The 24513-nt window shown below is 70.0% G+C and carries 24 protein-coding genes and 1 tRNA gene; 13 read left to right on the top strand and 12 right to left on the bottom strand.

What is annotated here, in order from left to right:
* The first annotated feature begins 49 nt into the window (after positions 1 to 49).
* Positions 50 to 601, top strand: a complete 552-nt coding sequence (locus MYK68_RS13310; RefSeq protein ID WP_247864160.1) for an MOSC domain-containing protein — start codon at positions 50 to 52, stop codon at positions 599 to 601.
* A 78-nt stretch (positions 602 to 679) separates the two neighbouring features.
* On the top strand, positions 680 to 1615 hold the full coding sequence (locus tag MYK68_RS13305) for a hypothetical protein (RefSeq protein WP_247864159.1): 936 nt from the start codon (positions 680 to 682) through the stop codon (positions 1613 to 1615).
* 35 nt (positions 1616 to 1650) lie between these two features.
* Here the strand turns inward: MYK68_RS13305 and MYK68_RS13300 are convergent, their stop codons facing one another.
* The gene (locus tag MYK68_RS13300) at positions 1651 to 2241 is read right to left on the bottom strand and encodes a TetR/AcrR family transcriptional regulator (protein ID WP_247864158.1); all 591 of its coding nucleotides are present in this window, start codon (positions 2239 to 2241) and stop codon (positions 1651 to 1653) included.
* Positions 2242 to 2322: 81 nt separating this feature from the next.
* Between MYK68_RS13300 and MYK68_RS13295 the strand changes: the two genes are divergently transcribed.
* The 3 genes from MYK68_RS13295 to MYK68_RS13285 all read left to right on the top strand — a co-directional run bounded on the left by MYK68_RS13295 (position 2323) and on the right by MYK68_RS13285 (position 4741).
* Positions 2323 to 3102, top strand: coding sequence for an SDR family NAD(P)-dependent oxidoreductase (locus tag MYK68_RS13295; RefSeq protein WP_247864157.1), 780 nt, complete (start codon positions 2323 to 2325; stop codon positions 3100 to 3102).
* A gap of 44 nt (positions 3103 to 3146) precedes the next feature.
* Entirely contained in the window at positions 3147 to 3596 is a 450-nt protein-coding gene (locus MYK68_RS13290) for an SRPBCC family protein (RefSeq protein ID WP_247864156.1), read from the top strand.
* Positions 3597 to 3727: 131 nt separating this feature from the next.
* A complete protein-coding gene (locus tag MYK68_RS13285) occupies positions 3728 to 4741 on the top strand; it encodes a DNA topoisomerase IB (protein ID WP_247864155.1) in 1014 nt (337 codons plus the stop codon).
* A 109-nt stretch (positions 4742 to 4850) separates the two neighbouring features.
* Here MYK68_RS13285 and MYK68_RS13280 read toward each other — a convergent pair.
* The 3 genes from MYK68_RS13280 to MYK68_RS13270 all read right to left on the bottom strand — a co-directional run bounded on the left by MYK68_RS13280 (position 4851) and on the right by MYK68_RS13270 (position 6829).
* Positions 4851 to 4923: transfer RNA gene (locus MYK68_RS13280), tRNA-Asn, on the bottom strand.
* Between the two features lie 84 nt (positions 4924 to 5007).
* Positions 5008 to 5700: a GntR family transcriptional regulator gene (locus MYK68_RS13275; protein WP_247864154.1), complete on the bottom strand. Its 693-nt coding sequence runs from the start codon at positions 5698 to 5700 to the stop codon at positions 5008 to 5010.
* A complete protein-coding gene (locus tag MYK68_RS13270) occupies positions 5690 to 6829 on the bottom strand; it encodes an acyl-CoA dehydrogenase family protein (RefSeq protein ID WP_247864153.1) in 1140 nt (379 codons plus the stop codon). The genes MYK68_RS13275 and MYK68_RS13270 overlap by 11 nt, the downstream gene beginning before the upstream one ends.
* A 130-nt stretch (positions 6830 to 6959) precedes the next feature.
* Between MYK68_RS13270 and MYK68_RS13265 the strand changes: the two genes are divergently transcribed.
* Positions 6960 to 7775: a hypothetical protein gene (locus MYK68_RS13265; protein ID WP_247864152.1), complete on the top strand. Its 816-nt coding sequence runs from the start codon at positions 6960 to 6962 to the stop codon at positions 7773 to 7775.
* A 247-nt stretch (positions 7776 to 8022) separates the two neighbouring features.
* Here the strand turns inward: MYK68_RS13265 and MYK68_RS13260 are convergent, their stop codons facing one another.
* On the bottom strand, positions 8023 to 9216 hold the full coding sequence (locus MYK68_RS13260) for a TetR/AcrR family transcriptional regulator (protein ID WP_247864151.1): 1194 nt from the start codon (positions 9214 to 9216) through the stop codon (positions 8023 to 8025).
* A gap of 170 nt (positions 9217 to 9386) precedes the next feature.
* On the opposite strand from MYK68_RS13260, the gene MYK68_RS13255 reads away from it, so the two are divergent.
* The 7 genes from MYK68_RS13255 (at position 9387) to MYK68_RS13225 (ending at position 16867) form a co-directional block, all read left to right on the top strand.
* Positions 9387 to 10187, top strand: a complete 801-nt coding sequence (locus tag MYK68_RS13255; RefSeq protein ID WP_247868055.1) for an enoyl-CoA hydratase-related protein — start codon at positions 9387 to 9389, stop codon at positions 10185 to 10187.
* Positions 10188 to 10233: 46 nt separating this feature from the next.
* Positions 10234 to 11829 (top strand): fatty-acid--CoA ligase FadD5, encoded by a 1596-nt coding sequence (gene fadD5 / locus MYK68_RS13250; RefSeq protein WP_247864150.1) that lies wholly within the window; start codon positions 10234 to 10236, stop codon positions 11827 to 11829.
* Positions 11830 to 11958: 129 nt separating this feature from the next.
* Entirely contained in the window at positions 11959 to 13095 is a 1137-nt protein-coding gene (locus MYK68_RS13245) for an NDMA-dependent alcohol dehydrogenase (protein WP_247864149.1), read from the top strand.
* Positions 13096 to 13263: 168 nt separating this feature from the next.
* On the top strand, positions 13264 to 14226 hold the full coding sequence (locus MYK68_RS13240; RefSeq protein ID WP_247864148.1) for a hypothetical protein: 963 nt from the start codon (positions 13264 to 13266) through the stop codon (positions 14224 to 14226).
* A gap of 26 nt (positions 14227 to 14252) precedes the next feature.
* Positions 14253 to 15158 (top strand): serine hydrolase domain-containing protein, encoded by a 906-nt coding sequence (locus MYK68_RS13235; RefSeq protein WP_247864147.1) that lies wholly within the window; start codon positions 14253 to 14255, stop codon positions 15156 to 15158.
* A 107-nt stretch (positions 15159 to 15265) separates the two neighbouring features.
* A complete protein-coding gene (locus MYK68_RS13230; protein ID WP_247864146.1) occupies positions 15266 to 16333 on the top strand; it encodes a baeRF3 domain-containing protein in 1068 nt (355 codons plus the stop codon).
* Positions 16334 to 16444: 111 nt separating this feature from the next.
* Positions 16445 to 16867 carry a hypothetical protein gene (locus MYK68_RS13225; protein WP_247864145.1) on the top strand — a complete coding sequence of 141 codons (423 nt, stop codon included), beginning with the start codon at positions 16445 to 16447 and terminating at the stop codon, positions 16865 to 16867.
* A 39-nt stretch (positions 16868 to 16906) separates the two neighbouring features.
* On the opposite strand, the gene MYK68_RS13220 is transcribed toward MYK68_RS13225, so the two are convergent.
* The 7 genes from MYK68_RS13220 to MYK68_RS13190 all read right to left on the bottom strand — a co-directional run bounded on the left by MYK68_RS13220 (position 16907) and on the right by MYK68_RS13190 (position 24284).
* Entirely contained in the window at positions 16907 to 17425 is a 519-nt protein-coding gene (locus MYK68_RS13220; protein ID WP_247864144.1) for a DUF3145 domain-containing protein, read from the bottom strand.
* A 189-nt stretch (positions 17426 to 17614) separates the two neighbouring features.
* On the bottom strand, positions 17615 to 17992 hold the full coding sequence (locus MYK68_RS13215; RefSeq protein ID WP_247864143.1) for a nuclear transport factor 2 family protein: 378 nt from the start codon (positions 17990 to 17992) through the stop codon (positions 17615 to 17617).
* A 95-nt stretch (positions 17993 to 18087) separates the two neighbouring features.
* On the bottom strand, positions 18088 to 19356 hold the full coding sequence (locus MYK68_RS13210) for a KasA/KasB family beta-ketoacyl-ACP synthase (protein WP_247864142.1): 1269 nt from the start codon (positions 19354 to 19356) through the stop codon (positions 18088 to 18090).
* Position 19357: 1 nt separating this feature from the next.
* Positions 19358 to 19660, bottom strand: a complete 303-nt coding sequence (gene acpM, locus MYK68_RS13205) for a meromycolate extension acyl carrier protein AcpM (RefSeq protein WP_247864141.1) — start codon at positions 19658 to 19660, stop codon at positions 19358 to 19360.
* Between the two features lie 110 nt (positions 19661 to 19770).
* Positions 19771 to 20682 carry an ACP S-malonyltransferase gene (locus MYK68_RS13200; protein WP_247864140.1) on the bottom strand — a complete coding sequence of 304 codons (912 nt, stop codon included), beginning with the start codon at positions 20680 to 20682 and terminating at the stop codon, positions 19771 to 19773.
* Between the two features lie 206 nt (positions 20683 to 20888).
* Entirely contained in the window at positions 20889 to 22154 is a 1266-nt protein-coding gene (locus MYK68_RS13195) for a PucR family transcriptional regulator (protein WP_247864139.1), read from the bottom strand.
* 75 nt (positions 22155 to 22229) lie between these two features.
* Positions 22230 to 24284, bottom strand: a complete 2055-nt coding sequence (locus MYK68_RS13190) for a protein kinase domain-containing protein (protein WP_247864138.1) — start codon at positions 24282 to 24284, stop codon at positions 22230 to 22232.
* Positions 24285 to 24513 lie beyond the last annotated feature (229 nt).

Raw genomic sequence — 24513 nt, 5'->3', positions numbered from 1 at the left:
TAGTGCAGTATTGCACTAGTGCAAGAAACTGGCAAGTAGGCTGTTCGTCATGCCCGGATTGGTTCTCGACGTCTGCGTGGTCCATCGATTGCGGCCCGACCCCGGCGCGGTCGGCGTGACCGCCATCGACAAACAGCCGGTGACCGGGCCGGTGAAGGCCGGACCGTACGGCCTGTACGCGGACGTCCAGGCCGACCGCAAACACCACGGCGGGCTCGACAAGGCGGTGTACGCGTACGCGGCCGAGGACGCCGAGTACTGGTCCGGCGAGTTGTCGCGCCCCACGCCGCCCGGCTGGTTCGGTGAGAACCTGCGGGTGTCGGGCCTGGACGTGTCCGGTGCCCGGATCGGTGACCGCTGGCGGATCGGCGGGCGGCTGGTGGTCGAGGTGACCGGGCCGCGGATCCCGTGCCAGACCTTCGCACGTTGGGTCGGCGGCGCCGACGAGCGCGGCTGGGTCAAGCGATTCCTGCAGGCCGGGCGTCCGGGAGCCTATCTGCGGGTGGTCGACGCGGGGCCGGTCGCGGCGGGTGACGCGATCGACCTGATCGCCCGCGTGGACGGCGCGCCGACCGTCGCGGAGGCGCTCGTCCCGGGGTGAGTGCCGGATTCGGCCGACCTGCGCCCTACGCTGGGCAGAGGTGACCGGCGAGGCCGGGCGCGCGGAGAGGACGAGGGTGTGACCAATCCATACGGTGGACAGCCGGGGCAGTACGACCCGACGCAGCAGGCGGGGATCCCGTCGCAGCCCGGCTGGTCGAGCCCGCCCGGGCCCGCCGCCGGCGGCGGCTATCCGCCGATGGGCGGGCCGCCGCCGGCCGGCCCCCCGATGCAGCAGCCCGGCTATCCCCAGCCCGGTTACCCACAGACCGGCTACCCGCAGGCCGGTTACCCGCAGCCCGGTTACCCGCAAGCCGGTTACCCACAGGCCGGCTATCCCGCCGGGGGCCCGCCGCCAAAGAAGTCGCGCACCGGCTTGATCGTCACGGCGATCCTGGTGGTCGCGGTGCTGATCGCGGGCGGTATCACCGCGGCGATTCTGCTCAGCGGGGACAAGAAGAAGGACGATACGTCCGCGACCGGCTCGCCCTCGGCCAGTGTGCCGACGAGCGGGTACCCGTCGTCGGAGTCCCCGAGTTCGTCGGTGCCGGTGCCGCTGCCGGGCGGCAAGTTCAGCTACACCGAGTTCGGGCAGGACTGGAATTTCCGGCTGGGTGACATGTCGGCACAGGCCGACTGGGTCCGGGGTGCGGACTACCCGAGCTGTTCGGCCTTCGAAGAGGCCGGCAAGATGACCGAGCTCGGCTGCCGCTATGGATCACTGCTGGTGTGGAAGGCGCAGGGCGGCGACCTGATGCTGACCCAGCTCGTGATGACCTTCACCGACTCCGCGGCGGCCTCCGCCTCGGACGGCAAGTTCACCGACGACGACCTGGATCTTCCGTCGGGCAGCTACCTGACCGGATTCGCCACCGGCAAGTGGCGCAACGGTGCCGCGCGTGAGTTCGTGGTGGTCACCGTGGCGACCGCGACGTCCGCGGTGCCCGTCGACACGGTGCAGAAGTACCTTCAGTACCGGCAGGCAGACACGATCGGCGCGCTGGCTCTGCGCTGATCTCTCGCGGGGATCTCTTCCGGGCTGCTCTCGGCTCAGTGCTGCGCGTCGGCGCCGAGCAGGGCGGTGACGATCAGGTGGGCGTCGTCGGCGGGCGTCGTCCGCCACGGCGCCTCCGGCTTGTGCAGGCGCAGCGAGGCGATGCCGTGCGCGACGCTCCAGACCCGCAGGGCGAGGGCGTCGTCGGCGGCCGGGGCGACGGCGGCGAGGGCGTCGCGCAGACGGCCCAGCAGATCGAGGCCGGGGCCGATGCCGGTGTCCGGCGGCGGATCGGGGCGTTCGAAGAGTAGCTGATAGGCGCCGGGATGCTCCTGTGACCAGTGCAGATACGCGTCGATCATCGCGTCCAGGCGCTCTCTGGGTTCCGCGCCGGGGGAGTCGGCGGCATCGAGGGCCGTGCGGAGCCGGGCGAAGAGCTGGTCGACGACGGCGTACATCAGCTCCGCCTGCGAGGGGAAGTGCATGTACACCGCGCTCGGCGCGACGCCGCATGCGCGGGCGATCGCGCGGAGCGACGGCGTGCCCGTCGATGCGGGGTCGAGCAGCAGGGTGATCGCCGCGTCGACCAGTTCCGCGCGTAGACGCTCGCCCCCGCCGCGCTCGGAACGGCGCCGTGTTTCGGTCACCGGGAGTCCTCCTCTTGACAGCTCTATCTGAACAGGTGTTCAGTGTATATCACTGAACACCTGTTCACTTAGGAGGATGACATGCTGGATGTTCATGGTTCGACCGCGGTGGTCACCGGTGCGAGCAGCGGGATCGGTGCCGAGTTCGCCGAACAGCTCGCGCGCCGGGGCGCCGATCTGGTGCTGGTCGCGCGGCGCGAGGACCGGCTCCGGGCGCTCGCCGCACGACTGGCCGCGGAGCACGGCGTCGGCGTGCGGGTGGTGGCCGCTGATCTCGCCGGCCCGGCGGGGCGGCAGACGCTGCTCGACGCGCTGGCGGGCACGGACGTCGACGTGCTGATCAACAACGCCGGTTTCGCCACGCACGGCGCCTTCGCCGAGCTGGACCCGCAGCGGGTGCACGACGAGATCGCGGTCAATGTGGTGGCCGTCACGATGCTGACGCGCGCACTGCTGCCCGGCATGCTGGCGCGCGATCGCGGGGCGATCGTCAACATCGCGTCCACCGCGGCCTTCCAGCCGATCGCGCACATGGCGGTCTACGGGGCGACGAAGGCGTTCGTGCTGTCGTTCACCGAAGCGCTGTGGGGTGAGACCGAGCGCGGGGGCGTCGACGTCGTCGCGGTGTGCCCCGGTGCCACCGACACCGAGTTCTTCGACGTGGCCGGCGAGTCCGCCAGCGTCGGCTCCCGCCAGACACCGGCGCAGGTGGTCGAGACGGCGCTGGGTGCGCTCGACCGGCGCTCGACGCCGCCCAGCGTGGTCTCCGGCGCCGCCAACCGCTGGGCGTCGCGGCTGCCGCGAATCCTGCCGCGCCGCACCACGATTCGCGTCACCCGCAACCTGGTGGCGCCGAAATGACCATGCACGGCCTCCGGCCCGCGTGCCTCGGCGACATTCCGGAGATGACGCACCACCTTCGCACCGAGCGCGTGGTCCGGGCGCCCGCCGACCGGGTCTTCGATGTCCTGGCGACGGGGGAGAATCAGCGGGAGTGGGCCGAGGGCTACCGCGCGACCACCTGGTACGGCACCGCGCCCCACGGGACCGGTTCGGTGCGCGACATCCACCTGCGATGGATCACCGTGCGCGAGCGCTTCCTGGTCTGGGAGCCGGGGCGGCGCTTCACCTTCGGCGCCGACGCGATGTCGATCCCGCTGGCGCGCCGGATGATCGAGGACATCAGCGTGGAACCGGCGGAGGCCGGGACGTGCGTGCTCCGCTGGGCGGTGCATCTCGACGTCGCCGCCGCCCTCCGGCCGATGGCCGGCACGGTGGTGCCGAAGGTCTTCGCGCCGATGTTCGACGGCTTCGCGGCCGGGCTGGCGCACTATGCGGAGACGTTCCCGCACTGATCGTGGCTGCGGCCGGTAGGCGGTAGGTGGTTCGCGATGCGGAAGGCCCGCCGGCCGGCCGTCACGTGCGTGCGTTCAGCGCGGTCGGTGACGGCGTTCGGTCCTCGGATCTGCGTGGCACGATGAGGGCTGTGACTGAGGACACCTACCTGCATTGGCCGCCCGGGTTCCGGCGGCAGCCAGACGGTGGCTGGATCGATGACGACGGCGCCGCGGTCACCGATGCGGCGACGCTCGCTCGACTGCGCGCACTCGTGCTCCCACCCGCCTGGCAGCACGTCTGGGCGGCCCCCGATCCGCAGGCGGAGATCCAGGCGCGCGGGATCGACAGTCGCGGCCGGGTGCAGTACCGGTATTCGGCCGAGCACACCGAACTCGCTGCACAGAATCGGTTCCACGACATGCTTCGATTCGCCGCCGGACTGCCGGACCTGCGCGCCGATGTGGCCACGCAACTGCGGCGACGTCCTGCCGAACCCGACGCCGGGCAACTCACCGCCCTCGCCGTGCGCATGCTCGACCTCGGCCTCTTCCGCGTCGGCCACGAACGCTACGTCCGCGACGACCACACCTACGGGCTCACCACTCTGACCACGGACCAGGTGAAGGTGCACGACCGGCAGATCCGTTTCGACTTCATCGGCAAAGAACACATCCGGCAGATCCACTCGGTCACCGATCCGCACGCCGCTCGAATCATGAATCGGCAGTTGGCGGTCCGGTCGGCCGATCCGACGGGACACCTGTTCGTGATCGGTGCCGACGGCAGCCGGATCAACTCGGCGACGGTGAACACCTACTTGCATTCGGTCGGCGGCGCCGCGGCCTCCGCCAAGGTCTTCCGGACCTGGGGCGGCACGGTGATAGCCGCCTCGATCATGGGCGGTGCGACCCTTCCGGGCGGTCGGCCCCACCGTGATCCGGCATTGACAGCGTTCGATGCGGCGGCCTCGGTCCTCGGCAACACTCCGGCGATGGCTCGCAAGTCCTACGTCGATCCGGCGGCGCTCGACATCGGAGGGTCGGCGGACATCCGCAGCGCGGTGGCAGCCGCGGCACAGCGGGCAGGCACCGATCACGTCGACAGGGTCTTCACCGACCCAGAACTTCAGGAGACGGTGCGTACCGCCCTCGCTGGCCGGTGACGACGGCGACAGGTGCGGGGACCCATCGGCTCGCCGTCGCCAAGTCGTCACGGCGTCGAGATGCAGAAAGCCCGCCACCGGCGATCGCGCTGGTAGCGGGCTTTCGTTGCTCCCCCAATTGGACTCGAACCAATAACCTGCCGATTAACAGTCGGCTGCTCTGCCAATTGAGCTATGGGGGATGGCGTGGCGATTCGGGCGAGTCACCTCTTTCCGAACCGAGATGAAACTTTAGCCCATCGGCCCCGGGCTCACAAAACGCGTGGTCAGTGCGCTTCGGGAGCCCAGATCGCGGTGGTGTCCAGGTGGGTGATCAAGCGTCGTGCGCCGTCGTCGAACTGCAGGCGGATGGCGGCGGCGGCCGCTTCCGCGTCGCCCGCCCGATAGGCCTCGATCAGCCGCTCGTGGCTGTCCAGGGCGACCTCGCCCCAGGCCGGGTCCGCCGCGTACATCTGGTGCGGGGTGTACCGGGTGGCCGAGAGCAGGAACCAGGCCAGCTTGTGGCTCTCGCTGATCCGGTTGTGGGTGCGGTGGAAGGCGAACTCGGCATCGGTGATCCCCGGGACGTCGCGGGCGTCGAGCGCCCGGCGCAGGCGGTCGTTGGCGTCGGCGAGGGCGGCGAGGCCGTCGTCGTCGATGAGGCCGGCGGTGCGGCGCGCGATCTTCGCCGCCGCCTCGCCCTGCAACCAGAAGATGTCCTCGACGTCGGTCCGGGAGAGCGCGGCGACGACGTAGCCGCGGTGCGGGGCGCTCTCCACCATCCCCTCACCGCGCAGGGTCAGCAGCGCCTCCCGCACCGGCGTCACGCTGACGCCGAGTTCCACGGCGGTCTCGTCCATCCGGATCGGCGCACCGGGCAACAGCCCGGCGGTCATGATCTGGTGCCGCAGGATGGCGGCGACCTCCTCGGACAGCTGCGGGCGGCGCCGCAACTGGGCGACGGGGGAGTCAGAGGCCATAGGTCTTTCCGATGATGTCGCGCTGGATCTCGTTGGTGCCGCCGTAGACGGTGGAGATGATAGCGCCGCGCATCAGCCGCTCGGCATCGAACTCCGTGGCATAGCCGTAGCCGCCCATCATCTGCATGCCGTCGATGGTCATCGCCTTGCTGACCTCGGTGGCCTTGAGCTTCACCATCGACGCCTCGCGCGGCATCATCTTGCCGGGATTGGCGTCGCTCGCCTGGGCGAGCGCGTAGATCAGCTCCTTGGTGGCGGCGATCTCCGTGGCGTGGTCGGCCATCCGGTGCCGCAGCGCCTGGAAGGTGCCGATCGGACGGCCGAACTGCTTGCGCTCCTTGATGAAGGCGAGAGTGTCGTCGAACGACCGCTCCGCCACGCCCAGCTGCATGGCGGCCAGGATCAGCCGTTCGGTGTTCAGGCCCGCCATCAGCTGGGTCCAGCCGTTCCCGACCTGGCCGACCACCGCGGAGTCGGGCACGAAGCAGTCGGTGAAGTAGAGGTCGTTGACCTCCTTGCCGCCGAGAGTCGAGATGCCGCGGATCTCCAGGCCCGCCGTGTCGCTGGGGACGTGGAACTGGGTGAGGCCCTCGTGCTTGGCGCCGGAGGCATCCGTGCGGGCGATCAACAGGATGGACTTCGCGAAGTTGGCGTTGGAGCACCAGGTCTTCTGGCCGTTGATCTTCCAGCCGCCCTCGACCTTCTCCGCGCGGCAGGTCAGCGCGCCGACGTCCGAGCCGGCTTCCGGTTCGGACATCGAGATCGACAGCGAGTCACCGGCGACGACGCCCGCCAGCACCTCACGCTTGAGGTCCTCGCCGGCGAACTTCTCGTAGGCCGCGGCGGTGATCAAGGTCGGGCCGACGCCGCCGATCGGGGCCTGCCCGCGCATCGCCTCCTCCAGGAAGATGCACAGCTCGACGTTGCCCGCGCCGGCGCCGCCGTACTCGTCGGCGACGTTGATGCCGGCCCAGCCGAGTTCGGCCATCTTGCGATAGAGCGGCTCGGAGTGATTCAGCGTTCCGCCGTCGGTCCAGGCGTCGCGCTGCGCTCGCGTCCCGGTCTCGCGTTTGCAGAAATCCGCGACCGAGGCGGCGAAGTCGGACTGTTCGGGGGTGAAGGCGACCATCGGGGTGTGCTCCTTGGTGTCATCGATGTGGGACGTTCCGTTGCATCTGTTCCTATCACATATATGTGATAGGAAGGCGATCGGCAAGGCTTCACGGGATTCTCGCGGTCGCGGCGCTAGATTGGTGCGCATGCCGACGAGCCCCGACGACCAGCCCGACGTGCCGACCGGAGAGGTGCCCGCGGACGCGGACGCCGACAGCGGCGCCACCGTCGCGGACTCCGGTGACGGCGACGCGACCACGGCACAGGTCACGACGATGTCGCCGGAGCAGCGGGCCGAACTGCTCGCCGACAACCGGAAGACCCGGGAAGAACTGCGCGCCCGCGAGACCGCGAAGGACGCCACCGACGACGACTCCGACGGCGAGTCCGGTGACGAGCAGCCGGCCGCCGGCCCGGTGGATCCCGCGCGCGTTCCCGGCCGGGTGCCGAACCGGCCGGCCGGCCGGCCGAAGAAGCTGGTCGGAGTGCTCGTCGCGCTGGTGGTGGCGCTCGCGGTCGCCTGCGGGGTGCTCGGCTACCTCTATGCCACCGCCGACCAAGGCGGCGAAGGCATCGATTCGGCTGCCGCGAAGTCCGCGCTCGCCGACGCGAAGAAGTACGCGGCCGAGGTCGTCACCTACTCGCCGGGGAATTACTCCGATCTCGACCGGCGGATCCGGGAGATCTCCACCAAGGAGTTCGCCGACCGCTATGTCGAGTCCTCGCAGGATGCGCGCCGCGGGAACGACGAGGCCAAGGCGTCCTCGGTCGGCACCGCGGTGAACGCGGGCCTGACCTCGCTGACCAGCGATCAGGCGGTGGTCCTGGTGGCGCTGGACCAGAAGGTGACGTCTCCCGAGGTCCAGAGTGGGAAGGACGGCATTCCGTACCAGACGCGGGTGCTGCTCACCCTGAAGCGCGACGGGGATCGCTGGCTGATCGCCGATCTGGAGACGATCTAGGCGACCGCTTCCCGGCGCGGTCGTCGGCGGGGGTCCGGCGCGCGGCTGCTCGGAGTCGTCGAGGGCGGTGGCTTCGACTCGGTTCGTCACTTCGTTCCTCACCGGCTCACCCTGCTGAACCGGGTGGTCACTTCGTTCCTCACCGGCTCAGCCGGCTAACGGGGAGCGGACGGCCGAAGTCGGCGGAAGCGGGACGGTCCGGCTGGCGAGGGAGGCGGGCTCGGCCGGCGGGTTCAGGCCGGCGGGTTCAGGCCGGGGTGTCGCGAAGGACGGCCAGGGCGATCACCGCGGCGGTGTGCGGGTCCGTCGCGTGCGGGCTGCACGTCAGATCGGTGATCACGTCCAGCGCCGCGTGGACCAGGAAACGCGCTGCGCCGCTGGATAATTCGGGCCGGGCGTCGCGGAGCCAGGTGGCCCACTCATCGACGTTGATCCGCTGCTGACGGCGCAGGTCGGCGCGCTCTGCGTCGCCGAGCGCGCCGACGCAGCGGCGATAGACGGTGATGATCGCGGGGTCGCCCGCGCAGAGGCGCGCGTACTGCTGGGCCAGGCCCGTAAGCGCCTGGTCGCGAGAATCGGTGCGCGCCAGTCCGGTGGCGACGGCGGCCGTCGTACGCTCGGACGCCCGGTGCAGCGCCGCCACCAGGATCGCCTGTTTGGACCCGAAGTGCCGGTACACGCCGGACGGCGGCAGGTCCGCGGCGGCGGCGATCTGCTCGATGGTGACCTCGTGGAACCCGTGGTCGGCGAACAACCGCACGGCCTCGGTGAGGACGGTCTCCCGGCGGGCCGTGGGTGAGAGACCCGGTGGCGGGACCGGGACGGTCGCCGGTTCGGGCAGCTCGGCGGCACCGGCGGTGAGCGCGGCGTCGCGGATCAGCGTCTCGATCTGCTTGCGGGGCAACGACACCCGGTGGTTCGACGGGCTCGCCGCCACCGCGAAGACGGCATCGGTGAGCACATCGGCATCGCGCTTGCCGAGTCCCGGGCGGGTGGCGCGCAGCAGGCCGCGGACCCGTCGATGCAGGGCGAGCCGGATCTCGCGGATGAACGCGCGATCATCGGGGCTCAGGGCGCGCCACTCCCACCGGTACAGGTCCCCGGTCTGCCGCTGTGTCAGCACGCCGGCGGTGAACGCTTCGAGGAGCGCGGCGAGCTCACCGGCCGGGTCGTCCGGCCGCGGCGGAACCGAGTCGAGGATCTCGGCGGTGCTGACCGCCATCTGCCGTGTCACGGCACTGAGCAGGTCCGATTTGCCCGCGAAATGCCGGTACAGCGCGGGTGCGGAGACCCCGGCATCGTCCGCGATCTCGGTCAGCCGGGCGCCGTGGAAGCCGTGCCGGCTGAACGCCGAAGCGGCGGCGGCCACGATGCGGTCGCGCCGGTCCGGCGGGCGCACCCGCGGATCCCGGGCCGCCGACGATACGCGCGCGGAACTCATGAAGGGCCATGCTAGCGGAAGCCGGTAGTGGCGTCGTTGTTTGCCGAATCTGGTCATAGTCCCAGTTGGCAGGCTTCTCAACAACACATAAGTTAATCAGGATTCACATGACACAGATCACGTTCGGTGCTACGGTGGCCCGCAATGACGGTCTCCGCGGAGAGGAATCGATGACGCTGCACGACGAGGTGGACGGGATCCGGAGCGGGATCGACGACGCCGGGGTCGCCCGGTTGGTGATCGACCGGCCGGGCCGGATGAACGCCCTCGACGGAGCCGCCTCCCGGCGCGTCATCGGCCTCTGCGCCGACTGGGCCGCCGATGACCGCGTGCGGGTGGTGGTGCTCTCCGGCCGCGGCGAGGCGTTCTGCGCCGGTGCCGATGTCGCCGGGATGGCCTCCGATTCGGCCGCTTCGGGCGGGTTCGACGAGGCGGCGTCGCGGGCGATCATCGAGAACGGCTCCCGCCTGATCGGTGCCGTCCGGGCGCTGCCGATGCCGGTGATCGCCGCGGTCGACGGTCCCGCCGTCGGGATCGGGGCGTCGCTCGCGGTGGCCGCGGACCTGATCTACGCGACCGCCCGCAGCTACTTCCTGCTGAGCTTCGTCGGTATCGGGCTGATGCCCGACGGTGCCGCGACCGCCACCTTCGCGGCCTCGTTGGGCCGCGCGCGGGCCAACGCCATGGCCCTGCTCGGCGAGAAGCTGTACGCCACCGAGGCCGCGGAGTGCGGCCTGATCAACGGCTGCGCCGAGGAGGCCGAAGGGCTCGCGTGCGTCGTCGACCGGGCGACGGCCCGGCTGCTCGGCTCGTCGCCCCAGGCGCTGGCACTCACCAAGGCGGCTCTCGACGGCGCCACGCTCGCCCAGTACGACGCCGCAGTCGACCGCGAGATCGCCGGTCAGACGCGGCTGCTCCAGTCTCCCCAGTTTCAGGCGGCCATCGCCGCCTTTGCCGCGTCCGGCCGCTGACGGCGGCATGTCGTTTCCACCCGCAGACCCATCCGAAGGAGAATCCGTGACCAACGCCCTGGGCCTCGAGCCGAACTCGGAGCCGATCCGATCGCGCCGGAACCACTGGAACAACCAGGTGCGCCGCCACGCGGCGATGACCCCGGACAAGCCGGCCCTCAAGTTCCTGGGCGAGGTGACCACCTGGAAGGAACTCGACGACCGGACGCATCGGCTCGCCGCCGCGCTGCGCCGCCGCGGGGTCGGCTTCGGCGACCGGATCCTGGTCGTGATGCTCAATCGCCCCGAGTACGTGGAGCTGGTCTTCGCGGCCAACCTGATCGGCGCGATTCCGGTGCCGGTGAACATCCGGATGACGCCGCCGGAGGTCGGGTTCCTGGTACAGGACTCCGGCGCCGAGGTGATCGTCACCGAGACGCTGCTGGCGCCGCTCGCCGACGCCGTCGCGGGGATGACCGGCGGGATCCGGGATCTCATCGTGGTCGGGGAGACGCAGAACGACGCGCACCTGGCGTACGAGGATCTGGTCGCCGAGGAATCCGATCTGCCGGAGATCGACATCCCGGAGGACACCGTCGCGCTCATCATGTACACCTCGGGCACCACCGGAAAGCCCAAGGGCGCCATGCTTACCCACCAGAACATGCAGTCGCAGGCGCTGACCACCATCCAGGCGCTGTCCACCAATCCCGACGACGTCGGCTCGTGCGTGGCGCCGCTGTTCCACATCGCCGGCCTGGGCGCGATGGCGCCGCTGTTCCAGACGGGTGCGCTGTCGGTGATCCACCCGCTGGGCGCGTTCGACCCGGATCAGCTTCTCGACGTCCTGGAAGCCGAGGGGACGACGTCGATCTTCCTGGTGCCGGTCCAGTGGCAGGCCGTCTGCGCGGCGCAGCAGGCGCGGCCGCGCGACCTGAAGCTGCGGGTGATCTCATGGGGCGCCGCCCCGGCGTCGGACACGGTGCTGAACGCGATGAACGAGACCTTCCCGGACGCGGTGAACGTCGCGGTCTTCGGGCAGACCGAGATGTCGCCGATCACCTGCGTGCTCGAAGGCAAGGACGCGCTGCGCAAGATCGGGTCCATCGGCAAGGTGGTGCCCGCGGTGACCGCGCGCATCATCGACCCGGCCGGTGAGGACGTGACTCCCGGAGAGGTGGGCGAGATCGTCTACCGTGGCCCGAATCTGATGGCCGGGTACTGGCGGAACCCGGAGGGCACCGCGGAGGCGTTCCGCGGCGGCTGGTTCCACTCCGGCGACCTGGTGCGGCAGGACGAGGAGGGCTTCCTCTACGTCGTCGACCGGGCGAAGGACATGATCATCTCCGGCGGCGAGAACATCTACTGCGCCGAGGTGGAGAACGTGCTGTTCGGGCACCCGTCGATACTGGAGGCCGCGATCATCGGCCGCCCGCACGCCAAGTGGGGCGAGGTGCCGGTGGCCGTCGTAGTGCTCATGGAGGGCATCGAGTCGCTGACACTGGCGGAGATCGAGCCGTACCTGAACGAGAATCTGGCCCGTTTCAAGCACCCGAAGGATCTCGTCGTCGTCGATGAGCTGCCGCGCAACGCCGGGGGCAAGGTGGTCAAGCCGAAGCTCCGCGACGCCTACGGCGGCAAGGACGAGGGGCTCGCAAACTAAGAACTGGAACGTGTTCCAATTTCGGCGCGCGGTGACTACGCTCACAAGGAGAGCGGGTCACCGCGCGTTTCGTATCGGTGCCGCCGGATTCCCGTTCGGCGGCAAGGACATTCGAGTGAGGTCGGGAAGTTGAAGACTAAGGGTGCAATCCTCCGGGAACTGAACACGCCGTGGCGGATCGAGGAGATCGAGATCGGCGACCCGAAGGCGCACGAGATCAAGATCCGGATGGAAGCGGCCGGGATGTGTCACTCCGATCATCACCTGATGACCGGCGGCATCCCGATGGCCGGCTTCCCGATCCTCGGTGGTCACGAGGGCGCCGGCGTGGTGGAGCAGGTGGGCGAGGGCGTCACCGACTTCGCGGTGGGCGATCACGTGGTGCTCAGCTTCATCCCGTCGTGCGGCAAGTGCGCGTCGTGCCGGGAGGGCGTCGCCAACCTCTGCGACATGGGCGCCATGCTGCTCCAGGGCGAGGCCGTGTCCGACCACACCTTCCGCATCCACACCGCCGCCGGTGAACCGGTCTACCCGATGACCCTCCTCGGCACGTTCTCGCCGTACATGGTGGTGCACGAGGCGTCCGCGGTGAAGATCGACGACGACATCCCGTTCGAGGTCGCCGCGCTGTGCGGCTGCGGCATCCCGACCGGCTACGGCAGCTCGACGCGCAGCGGCGACGTGCGGCCGGGGGAGGACGTCGCCATCGTCGGTGTCGGCGGCGTCGGCACCGCCGCGCTGCAGGGCGCGGTGATCGCGGGGGCACGCAACGTGTTCGCCATCGATCCGGTGGAGTGGAAGCGCGAGCAGGCCCTCAAATTCGGGGCGACCGCCGCGTTCGCGTCGGTCGAGGAGGCGATGGGGGCGATCGGCGAGGCCACCGGCTGGCGGATGTGCAAGAAGGTGATCGTGACGGTCGGCGAGGTGCACGGGTCCGACGTCGACACCTGGATGAGCATCACCGCCAAGAACGGCACCTGTGTGCTGACCGGCATGGGCAACATGGCCGAGAACCAGGTGACGCTGAACCTGTCCATGCTGACCCTGCTGCAGAAGAACCTGCAGGGCTCGATCTTCGGCGGCGCCAACCCCAAGCTCGACATCCCGAACCTGCTGTCGATGTACCGGATGGGCAAGCTCAACATCGAGGACATGATCACCCGTCAGTACACGCTCGACCAGATCAACGACGGGTACGCGGACATGCTGGAGGGGCGCAACATCCGCGGCGTGATCAGGTACACCGACGCCGATCGCGTCGGCTGAGCTCCATTGCCGGCTGAGCTTGTCGAAGCCCCCGCCCCCGCCGGCTGAGTTCGTCGAAGCCTCCGGCGGCGCGGCCGGGCGGTGTTCCGGGGCTTTCGCGAAGTGCGGGTCGAGGGGTGGATTTCGCGGGCATTACGCTGATCGGCGACCACCGACCTGGAGGAAGAGATGGCCGAAGAGAAGAAGCCCACCCGATCACGCGCCCAGCGGGGCGCAGACATCGCCAAGCAGAACAAGACGACCGGGGGCGGCGGCTTCGAGGCCTCGCCGGAGGCCAAGTCGACCGCGCTGAAACTGCGCATCGTCGCGATGGTGCTGTGGCTGGCCGCGATCGGGCTGGAGATCTTCACCATCGTCTGGGCGCTGCTTCCGGACAAGCCGGTCAACACCTGGCTGATCATCGGCCTGATCGTCGCGATCGGTGCGCTCACCCTCGGCGGCTCGCTGCTGTGGAAGAAGGCCAACCGCTACGACCCGGCCTCGGAGAAGGACAAGACCAGGTTCTTCATCCAGAACCAGCTCGGCGTCATCATGACGGTGCTGGCGTTCTTGCCGCTGATCGTCCTGATCTTCCTCGACAAGAACATGGACGGGAAGCAGAAGGGCATCCTCGGCGCGGTCGCGATCGCGGTGGCGATCATCGTCGGCGTGTTCTCCTACGACAAGGATGCGCCGTCGAAGGAGCAGTACTCGGCCGAGATCAACATCGTGGAGCAGCTGACCGACAAGAACGAGGTCTGGTACTCGTCCAAGGGCGGCACCGTCTTCCACGTCTGCAAGGAGGCCGCCCTGGTCACCGGCCAGATCAAGCCGGAGAACCTCGTCTCCGGCACCGTCCAGGACGCCCACGCGGCCGGGATCGATCAACTCACCACGCGGTGGGTGGGTGAAGCGCTCAACCGCTGCGATGTCCCGCCGGAGCGGGTGAACGCGATTCTCGACGGCGACGTCAAGGACCTGCCGGCGGATGTGGTGAAGGGCACCGTCGACGATCCGGAGCTCGTCAAGGAACATCCGGAGGAGACGGTCGAGTCCTTCGAGGCGCCCGCCGGATCGACGGTGGCGCCCGCCGCCCCGGCCACCACGACGCCCCGCGCGACGACCCGGACTCCCGCGACCAGCACCCGCTGACACCCGCCGCGGGTAGGGTGCGCAGCGTGGAGGCTCTGCAGCAACTCGCCGACTGGCCCGTCGACCACGTCGCGGCGGCGGTGATCGCACCCGGCCGGGAGGTCGCCGCCTACGGTGACGCCGATCGCGTGTTCGCGCTGGCGTCGGTGACCAAACTGCTTGTCGCGCAAGCGGTTCTGGTCGCCGTGGAGGAGGGTGCGCTGGACCTGGACACCCCCGCCGGGCCGCCGGGCGCGACTGTCGCCCACCTGCTGTCGCACGCGTCCGGGCTCGGCCCTTCGACGGGCTCAGGGGGCGCGAGCGGGTCGGCGGGCTCGAACGGTTCAGGGGGCGCGAGCGGGTCAGCGGGCTCGAACGGCTCAGCGGGCTCGAACGGACGGGACGCCGTGGCCGAGCCGGGGACACAGCGGATCTACTCGTCCGCCGGCTACGAGGTGCTGGCCGAGACCGTCGAGGACGCGACCGGCATCGCGTTCGGCGACTACCTGCGCGAGGCCGTGTGCGAGCCACTCGGGATGACCCGGACGTCCCTGACCGGGTCGGCCGGGCACGGGGCGTCGTCGTCCGTGGCCGATCTGACCCGCTTCGCCGCGGATCTGCTGACCCCCCGGCTGCTGTCACCGCGGACCGCGGACCGCGCCCGCGAGGTGTGGTTCCCGGGGATCGACGGCTTCACGCCCGGTTACGGGAAGTTCCGGCCGAACGACTGGGGGCTGGGCCCCGAACTCAAGGGGACGAAGAATCCGCACTGGACGGCCCCGTCGCACTCGCCGGAGACCTTCGGGCACTTCGGCCAGGCGGGGACCTTCCTGTGGGTCGATCCGGTGCGGAACGCGGCCGCGGTGGTGCTGACCGACCGGCCCTTCGGCCCGTGGGCCAAGCCGCTGTGGAGCGAGACCAATGAGGGCATCCTGGCCGATTTGTCCGCTTGACCCGGCGGTACTCTGAGGATGCGGTCAGGATCGGCCCGCGGGGCCGGAAATGGCTGCTCAGCGGGCTGAACGGGGCTCGCTGGTCACCGCACTAGGAGGCACGTCTCGTGGCACGTTACGAATTCCCGACCACCGCCGAACTGCTCGAGATGGGGGAGCCGAGGCAGGACGCGATCACCGTGTACCTGCCCGCCACCGCCGCCGAGTACGAGGTGGCCCGCACCACCGTGAAGAGCTCGATGGATCAGGCGATCCGGACCCTCCGCGAGCGCGGTGCCGATCATGCGATTCAGGAATCGTTTCACGCGATCACCGAGTGGATCCTGAACGACGACTGCTGGGACGTGCTGTCGCAGTCGCTCGCGATCTTCGCCACCGCCGACGGCGCCGAGATCTTCGTGCTGCCGAATCATCTCGAGCAGCAGCTGCAGGTGGGCAAGTACTGGGATCTGGGACAGATCGTGCGGTCGGTCGCCAACCCGCAGCGCGCGTACGCGGTGACGCTGTCGGCCAACGAGTGGCACCTGTGGGCGGCGTCGGGCACCACCGAGGCGCACGAGCTCAAGGTCGCCGACTTCGGCGACGCCCGGGCGCACGGCGACGACCGCACGCAGACCCTCGAGGCCTACGTCAAGCGCGTGGTGGCCAAGGTCGAGTCCGTGCTCACCCACGCCGATCCGACCGGCGAGCGCCCGCTCTTCTTGTTCGCGACCGACCCGCTGGAGGGGATGTTCCGCGAGTACTACGGCGGGCGCCGCGAGGTGGTCGTGGTCCCGGGCAACCCGGACGAGTTGCGTCCGGACCAGGTCGACGCGGCGATCCGGGCCGGTCTGGCGGAGATCAACGCGAGCCGGGCCACGGCGACGGTGAACACCATCGCCGACGGCCTGGGCAAGGGGCTGGTGGCGACCGATCTGGCCGACATCGGGCGCGCGGCGGTCGCCGGTGCCGTCGACACCCTCGTGTACGACTTCACCGTCGACACCCTCGGCCGGCTGGACGGGGTCACCGGAGAGGTCGTCTACGCCGACGACGGCTACGACCTGATGAGCAGGCTCGCGGTCGTCGTACTCGGCAGCGGCGGCACGGTGGTGCCGGTGCGCTCGTCGGAGATCTCCGCGGAGATCTGGAACGACGTCGCCGTCGCCCGCCTGCGGTATCCGCTGGCCCGCTGAGCGAGTCCGGGGGAGGCGCTTCGGGTGACCGGCCCGGTCGGTTAAGGTCGCGCTGGGCCGGTCGCCGGACCGGCCCAGCGGCGCGCCGTCCGCACACACGAGGGAGAGCCGATGCGTGACCTGACCCCCGACGATTTCGGCATTCTGCTGTCGCTGTTCGCGGTGCTGCTGCTCGCTTTCGCCGCGAACTTCCAGTTCTCCAGCAAGGCCGTGCGGCGTCACCGGAAGGTGGCGATCGCCTTCGTGGTGGTCAACTTCATCGGGGAGATCTCGACGGTGATCGCCCTGCTGCTGACCTGGGTGGCGCTGTGGAGCCCGAAGGCGTGGGAGCAGATCGACGACCTGCTGGTCCTGGTGCCCGGTTCGCTGGCGATCGTCTGCGGCGTGGTCCTCACGATCGAGTCGGTGATCGCGCGGGCGCTGCACATCATCCACGCCGAGCGCAAGGCCCGGGAACAGGATGAGACCGAGCGCCGGGCCGGGCTGCCCGTGGACCCCGAGCGCAAGCACAAGGGCGGACTGCCGACGCGCTGATCCCGCCCTTGCCGGGCCTTTGGTCCGGCCGGGGCCGGGTCAGCCGACGCGCTGGCGCAGCCAGGTGACCTCGGCGCCGACGCCGCCCATCCGGTACGACTCCAGCGCCTCGTCCCAGGCGGTACCCAGCGCGGCTTCCAGCTCGCCGGCCAGGCCGAAGCTGTCGGGCTGGGCGTCGATCATCGCGCGCAGCTGCAGCTCGCCGAGGATCACGTCGCCGTTGGCGCTGGTCGACCCGCGCCACAGGCCGAGGCCGGGCACGTACGCGAAGCGCTCACCGTCGACGCCCTCGCTCGGGTTCTCGGTGACCTCGAAGAGGAGACCGGACCATTCGCGCAGCGCGTTGGTCAGGCGGGCACCGGTGCCGACCGGGCCCACCCAGTCCACGGTCGCACGCATGCGGCCGGGTTCGGCGTCCTGCGCGGACCACTTCAGGTCCGCGCGGGCGTTCAGCGTCGACGCCAGAGCCCACTCCACATGCGGGCACAGCGCGACGGGTGCGGCGTGGACGTAGACCACACCGCTCGTCAGGTCCGCAAACTGGTTCAAGTTGCGCACTTGTCATCACCTCCGGTTCGACGAGGAACGTCTTCCCCAACGCCTTGTCGTCCGGATAGCACACTGTTGCTACAAAGTATGCCTTGAGTGACGTGTGTTGCGCCAGTAGTTCATCGGGATTGTCGGCGTGTCGTGCGTCGGGTGTGTCATGGCGAGATGGTAGTCGAGTGACTAGTGGGACTGAAGTTGTCAGAGTTGCGACGAGGAAGCTCGCCCGCAGAGGGTGCCCTGGTGATAGCGGATCTGCCAGTCGTCCCCGGCCCGGACCCAGAGCGTCGCGCGGCGGGTCCGTCGCCCGCCCTGGGTGAGCGCGTAGGTGAACAGGTACGTGCCGCCGCCGAGTTCGGCGATGCCGGCCTCGCTCAGTGCCCAGCCCGCCTGTCCGGCATCGACGGGCGGCGACGCCGCCAGGTGCGCGAGGATCTCGGCACGCCCGTACCGGGTGCCGGAGGCGCCGACCTCCCAGTAGTCGTCGGTCATCCGGCGGGCGAAGTCGTCGAGCGTGCGGCCGAACGCCGGCGTGTGGAAGATCGGCTCGAGCCGGCGGAGCTGGTCGAAGACGGTCACCGTGCCACAGTAGTGCCGCGATCGCGCGCAGGGGGCGACAGACGACTCGCCGCCCGCCTCCGAGTGGAGACGGGCGGCGAGGGTGCTGCGGTGGCTCAGGCGCGCCCGAAGGCGAGCGCCACGTTGTGGCCGCCGAAACCGAACGAGTTGCTCAGCGCGTAGTCGATCTGCCCGCGGCGAGCCTCACCGTGCACGACGTCGATGTCGCCGCACTCGGGGTCGAGGTTCTCCAGGTTGAGCGTCGGCGGGATCACGCCGTCCTCGACGGCCTTGATCGTCAGGATCGCCTCGAGGGCGCCGACGGCACCGATCGAGTGACCCAGCGCCGACTTGGGCGCGTAGATGGCCGCGTGGTTGCCCACGGCCGCCTGGATGCCCAGTGCCTCGGCGGTGTCGCCGATCGGGGTCGACGTCGCGTGCGCGTTCACGTGCGCGATGTCCGACTTGGCGAGGCCCGCGGTCTGCATCGCGCGGAGCATCGCCCGCGTGTTGCCCTGACCGCTGGGATCCGGGGCCACCAGATGGAAGCCGTCGGACGTGATGCCCGCGCCCATCACACGTGCGTGGATGTGCGCACCGCGCGCCTTGGCGTGATCCTCGCGCTCGAGGATCATCATCGCCGCGGCCTCGCCGAAGACGAAGCCGTCGCGATCCTTGTCGAACGGCCGGGAGGCCGCCGCCGGATCGTCGTTGCGGGTGCTCATGGCGCGCATCATCGAGAACGCCGCGATCGGGATGGCGTCGATGTGGCCTTCCACGCCACCGGTGACCACCATGTCGGCGTCACCCATGACGATGTGCCGCCACGCGTGCGCGATCGCCTCGGCGCCCGACGAACACGCCGAGACCGGGGTGATGACGCCGGCGCGTGCGCCCACGTTGAGACCGGCCACGGCGGCCGGGCCGTTCGGCATGGCCATCGAGACGGCCAGCGGCGACACCTTGCGGTAGTTGCCGGAGGTCTCGATCGCCTTGACGGCGTCGACCATGGCGTCGCCGCCACCCTGTCCGGTGCCGATCACGACGGCCAGACGCTCCGGGTCCACCTCGGGCTCGCCGGCCTGCGCCCAGAGGCGCTTGCTCATCACGTGGGAGATCCGCTCGACGTACGCCATGCGGCGTGCCTCGACCCGGGTGACCTCATTGGCCGGATCCTCGATGAGGCGTCCGCCGATGCGGCACGGCAGTTCGCCGTACTGGGTGACGAAGTCGTCGGTCAGTTCCCGGATGCCGGACTCACCGGCCACGAGCTTCTCCCAGGTCGAGTCGAGATCGACGCCCAGGGAGGTGGTGGCGACCATGGAGGTCACGACCACACTGGGGAAGTCTCCACCGCGGGTGGAGAAGTCACGCAGCTCGGTCATATCAGGCCTTGTCAGCCTCGATCTGGGCCGCGATGGCGGCGGCGGCCTCGGGGTTCTCGGCTTCGAGCTTCTGGATGTAACCGACGGCGTCGCCGACGGTGCGCAGGCCGGCGAGGTCCTCGTCCGGGATCTTCACGCCGTACTTGTCCTCGGTCTGGACGGCGATCTCCACCATCGAGAGCGAGTCGATGTCCAGGTCGTCGACGAACGACTTCTCCATGGTGACTTCCGACGGCTCGATGCCGGTGACCTCTTCGATGATCTCGGCGATGCCGGCGACGAGCTGTTCCTGAGTGGCGGCCACGGGGGTCTCCTTCGTAGTTGTGACGTGTCTTGCTGTCCGGATGCGGCCGGTGGGCCGCGTTGGACGGAGCCGCGGGGTTGCGGCTCTCCGGAGGGTCGGGTTACCGACCGCTATCCAAGTCCTGGGAGGTCCTCCAGATCGGCGGGGACCTTGACGGCGCGCGTGGGCACGCCCTTGAGCTCGCGCTTGGCGATACCGGCGAGCGTTCCGCCGGGAGCGAGTTCGACGATGGCGGCGACGCCCGCGTCGCGCATGGTGGCCGAGCAGAGGTCCCAGCGCACCGGGCTGGTGACCTGGGAGACGAGCCGGGCGAGGGCTTCGGCGCCCGAGGCGACCGGCCGGCCGTCCGCGTTGGACAGCAGGGTCAGCGTCGGGTCGCGGGGCGTGATCCGCGCGGCCGCGGCGGCGACGGCCTCCTGGGCGGGGGCCATGAAGTGGGTGTGGAAGGCGCCCGCGACCGGGATCCGGCGGACCCGGGCCTTGTCGGGGGCGTTGTCGACGAGCTTGTCGATGGCCTCGACGGCGCCCGCGGCCACGATCTGGCCGACGGCGTTGCGGTTGGCCGGGATCAGCTCGTACTCGTCGAGGCGCTCGAGGACGGCGGCCTCGTCGCCGCCGAGGACGGCGGCCATGGTGGTCGGGATCAGCGCGCAGGCCTTGGCCATCTCGGCTCCGCGGATGGCGGCCAGGCGGACGGCGTCGTCGTCGGAGATGACGCCGGCGATCGCGGCGGCGGCCAGTTCGCCGACCGAGTGCCCGGCGACGAGAGTGTCGGCGGGCAGGTCGCCGTATACGCCGCGCAAGCGGTCGTACGAGAGCAACGAGGCGGCGACGACGAGCGGCTGGGTCACCGCGGTATCGGTGATCTCCTCGGCCGTGGCCGTGGTGCCGAGCGTCACGAGGTCCAGGCCGATCGCGTCGGACCAGGCGGTCACGCGTTCGGTGGCCCCGGGCTCGGTCAACCACTCGGTCAACATGCCGGGCTTCTGTGAACCCTGTCCGGGCGCAAGCAACGAAAGCACGTGATCAGAGAACACCGTCGGAGGCCCTCCGCGGGGTGTTGAGCCGTCTGAACCTTTCGGCCAGATTTTGTAGGGTTCCTACAAATGGGCGTTGGGTGACCCCCGGGCGTTGCCCCCATCGTTGCCGCGCCGAGATCCGTTACCGAATCGTTGCCAAATCGCCTCTGCCTGCACAAATGGGGGACAAGGTCTGCAACGACTGTGACTCACGGGGTTACTGAGGGTGATTCTTGGCCGAATCGTGTCAATCGGCCGACGGTGGCCGCGACACGCAAGACGTAGGCGTCACGCGGGTTACTTGGATCACGTCCGGTCGCATCCGCGATCTTTTTCAAGCGATAGCGGACCGTATTGGGATGAACGTACAACGCGCGGGCGCACTGCTCGATCGAGCATCCGGCGTCCAGATAGGCGTCCAGAGTCTCCGACAGAGTGCCCGCGTCGTCCACCGGCAGCACGAGCCCGTCGGTCAGCGTGCGGACCGCGCTGCGGTCGCCGTTGAGGGCTCGTTCCGGGAGCAGATCGGAACTGAACGCGGGCCGCGGAGCGCCCGGCCAGCCGACGACGGCCTCGATCCCGGCGATCGCCTCGGTGGCGCTGATGTGCGCGCTCGCCAGGTTCGGCATCGTCGGCCCGACGACGACGGGGGCGTCGGCGAAATGATCGAGGAGATCGGAGAGGAACCGGTCGGTGGGCGTCAGCGCACCGGACACGATCGCGACGAGGCGCCGCCCCTGCACCACCGAGAGGGCGGCGCGGTCGTACCGCTTGGCGGTGTTGTGAATGGCGAGCGGCACCGACACGTTCTGTTCCGGGGGCGGCGATCCGACGAGAACCGTGGCGGGGGCGGACGCGTCCCAGCTGAGGGCGGCGGCCCGGGAGACCATCTCCGGACCGGTGTCGCCGCGGACCACGCCGTCGACCACCAGCGCTTCGAGACGGGAGTCCCAGGCGCCGCGCGACTCCGCGGCGGAGGCGTAGATGGCGGCCGCGGCGAAACCGATCTCGCGGCCGTAGCGCAGCACCGATTCGGTGAGCGCACGCAGCTGCGCGTCGTTCCGGGCCAGCAGGGGCAGCCACTTCTCGAAGAACTCCATGGCGACGCGGACCATCTCGACGGTCTGCAGCAGCGTGACGCGCCGTGCCAGGTCCTGCGGGACCACCTGGAACGCCTGCACGGTGAACTTGACGTTGCCCTCGGGGTCGGAGATCCACTCGACGAAGTTGACCACCGCGGTCTGCACGACCAGCTGGACGCTGGCGCGCTGGGCGGCGTCGAGGTCACCGAAGTAGGGGAGCTGGTCGGACATGGAGTGCACGGCCTCGGTCGCCAGCCGCCCGCTGTACTGCTTGATGCGGCGCAGCAGCGTGTCGGGCAGCGCGTCGTGCACGGACGACGACGTCGGGATGTGCGCCCCGCGCTCGCCGATCAGGTCGGCGACTCGCTCGGGGCTCAGTGGATCATCGGGCACGTGTTCAGGGTAACTGGCCTGGGGATTCGTGCCGCGGGTGACGGAGACCCGTCTCCCGGTGTGGCCGCGAGGGGATCAAGCGGGGAAGCCGACCTTCACGGGTGTGTCGGCGGGGTGGTTCGTGCCGTCCCCGACATCGCCGAACACGTTGCTGCCCCAGCACCAGGCGGCGCCGTCGGAGATGACGCATGCGGTCGTGAGTCCGTTGACGGCGCCGACGCTCAGAGACGTCACGCCGTTCGGGGCTCCGCTCACCCGCGCGGGCGGGCGCGAATACCTGCCCGTGCCCCAGCAGAAGACGTCGTCTCCGGCGACCGCGCACACCCTGGACGAGACGCCGATCGCCGTGACATCACCGTCGAGGGCGCTGTTCACACTGGGAGTGCTCGGCCGCCGGGTGTCGGTGTTCAGACTGGTCCCCCAGCAGTAGAGCCGCTTGGCCGAGATCGCACAGCTGGTACCCCAGCCGGTCCGAATCGCCTGTGCGGTCGGGAGGTCTTTCACGTGGACCGGGCGCGGCCGGTTCTCCGTGGTTCCGTCGCCGACTTGGCCCGCGAGGTTGTCGCCCCAGCAGTACGGTGCGCCGTCCGCGATCGCGCAGACCGTCGAACCGTCCTCGGAAGCTCCCTCTACGGAGACGTCGGTGACGTGACTCAGGCCGGCGATGCGCGCGGGAGTCGATCGGGCCGCCGTGGTGCCGTCGCCGAGCTGGCCGCGGCTGTTGCCGCCCCAGCAGTAGAGACCTGCATCGGCGATAGCGCAGGTGGTGGAACCGTCGGTGCTGATCGCGGTGACGTCGCCGGGCAGGCCCGGTACCGGGGCAGGCTCGGCGCTCGAGGTCGTCGTGCCGGTGCCGCCGTTCCAGCAGTAGGCCTTTCCGTGGTCGACCGCGCACGCCGTGCCGCCGGATACGGATACCGCGGTGGCGCCGTTCAGCGTGCCGATCCGGGCGGGCGTCCGGCTGCCCCCGCCCCAGCAGTAGACCTCGCCACCGCGGACCGCGCAGGTCCGCCCCTGATCGGTGCTGATCATCGATACGCGTGAATCCGCGGCGCCGGAGCCTCGCACGAGGAAGTACCCGGCGACCCCCGCGGCGATCAGCGCGAGGACGACGATGGCGACGATTCCGGTGATCAGGGGCCCGCGCCCCCGGCTCGAGGAAGGGGGGTGGGGCGCCGGGGCACCGAGTGGTAGCGGCGCTGGACGGTGCACGGTCGGGGAATACTCCGCCGGGGCGGAGGGATGCCGGACCGTCGGTGCTGCCGTTGCCGGAGTGGCCGCCGTGACCGGTGGCTCGAGCGTGGGTGCCATCGTCGGTGAGGATGCGGCGGCGCCGAGCGCGCTGGCGAAGGTGCGGCAGTCGGGATAACGCTCGGCGGCGTCCTTGGCGAGGGCACGACCGAAGACCGGGTCGAGACGGGCCAGGTCGGGGCGGCGGCTGCTGATCGGCGGCACCGGCTTGTCGGCGTGGGCGCGCATCAGGGCGATCGGCGTGGGTTCGGTGAACGGCGGTGCGCCGGTGAACAGTTCGTAGAGGGTGCAGGCGAGGGAGTACTGGTCGGCGGCGGCAGTGGGTTCGCGGCCGTCGATCGCTTCGGGTGCGCTGTATTTGAGGGTGCCGATGAACATGCCGGTGCCGGTGAGACCGTCCACATCGTTCGGGCGGGCGATGCCGAAGTCGAGGACGGTGGCCGTCTCGATCTGGCCGCGGGTGTCGCGGGTCAGGAAGATGTTGGCGGGCTTGATGTCCCGGTGGATCACGCCGTGATCGTGGGCGTAGTCAAGGGCGGCCGCCGCGTGCTGGGCGACGGCGAGGATCTCGGTGTCGGGCAGGCGGGCGCCATTCAGGTCGTTCCCGTCGAGGTGACGCATCGTGAACCAGGGGACGCCGCCGGTGACACCGTAGGCGTAGACGGTGATGATCGACGGGTGGTGAAGGCCGGCGGCGATTCTGGCTTCGCGGGCGAAGCGTTCGGCGAAGTCGGGTGAGGCGCCCGCGGTCACCACCTTCAGGGCCTCGCGCCGGCCGAGCGCGGGATTCTCCACGAGGTACACGTGTCCCATGCCGCCGCGACCGAGCAGGGAGATGACCGTATACCCGGCGAAGGTGGTTCCGGGTGTGAGTTCCACAGCGGCGTCCTCCGGGTCGGTCGAGTGCGGCCGACTCAGCATATCCGGCGCCGGTCGGTAGACCGGGGCGACACTCGAACGATGGAACGCGCGCCGTCGTGGGGCGGCGTCCTTCGCCGCGGTCGTGACTTGGGGCACGACCGGTGGGTTCCGAGCCGAGTCGAGGGGCTCAGCCGCCGAGCGGGTGGTCTCGACTCCGCTCGACCGAGCGGGGTAGCGGGGGCGAACG

This window comes from Gordonia sp. PP30, from assembly GCF_023100845.1.
Classification (GTDB): Bacteria; Actinomycetota; Actinomycetes; order Mycobacteriales; family Mycobacteriaceae; genus Gordonia.
This window is presented reverse-complemented; position numbering and strand designations above follow the sequence as displayed.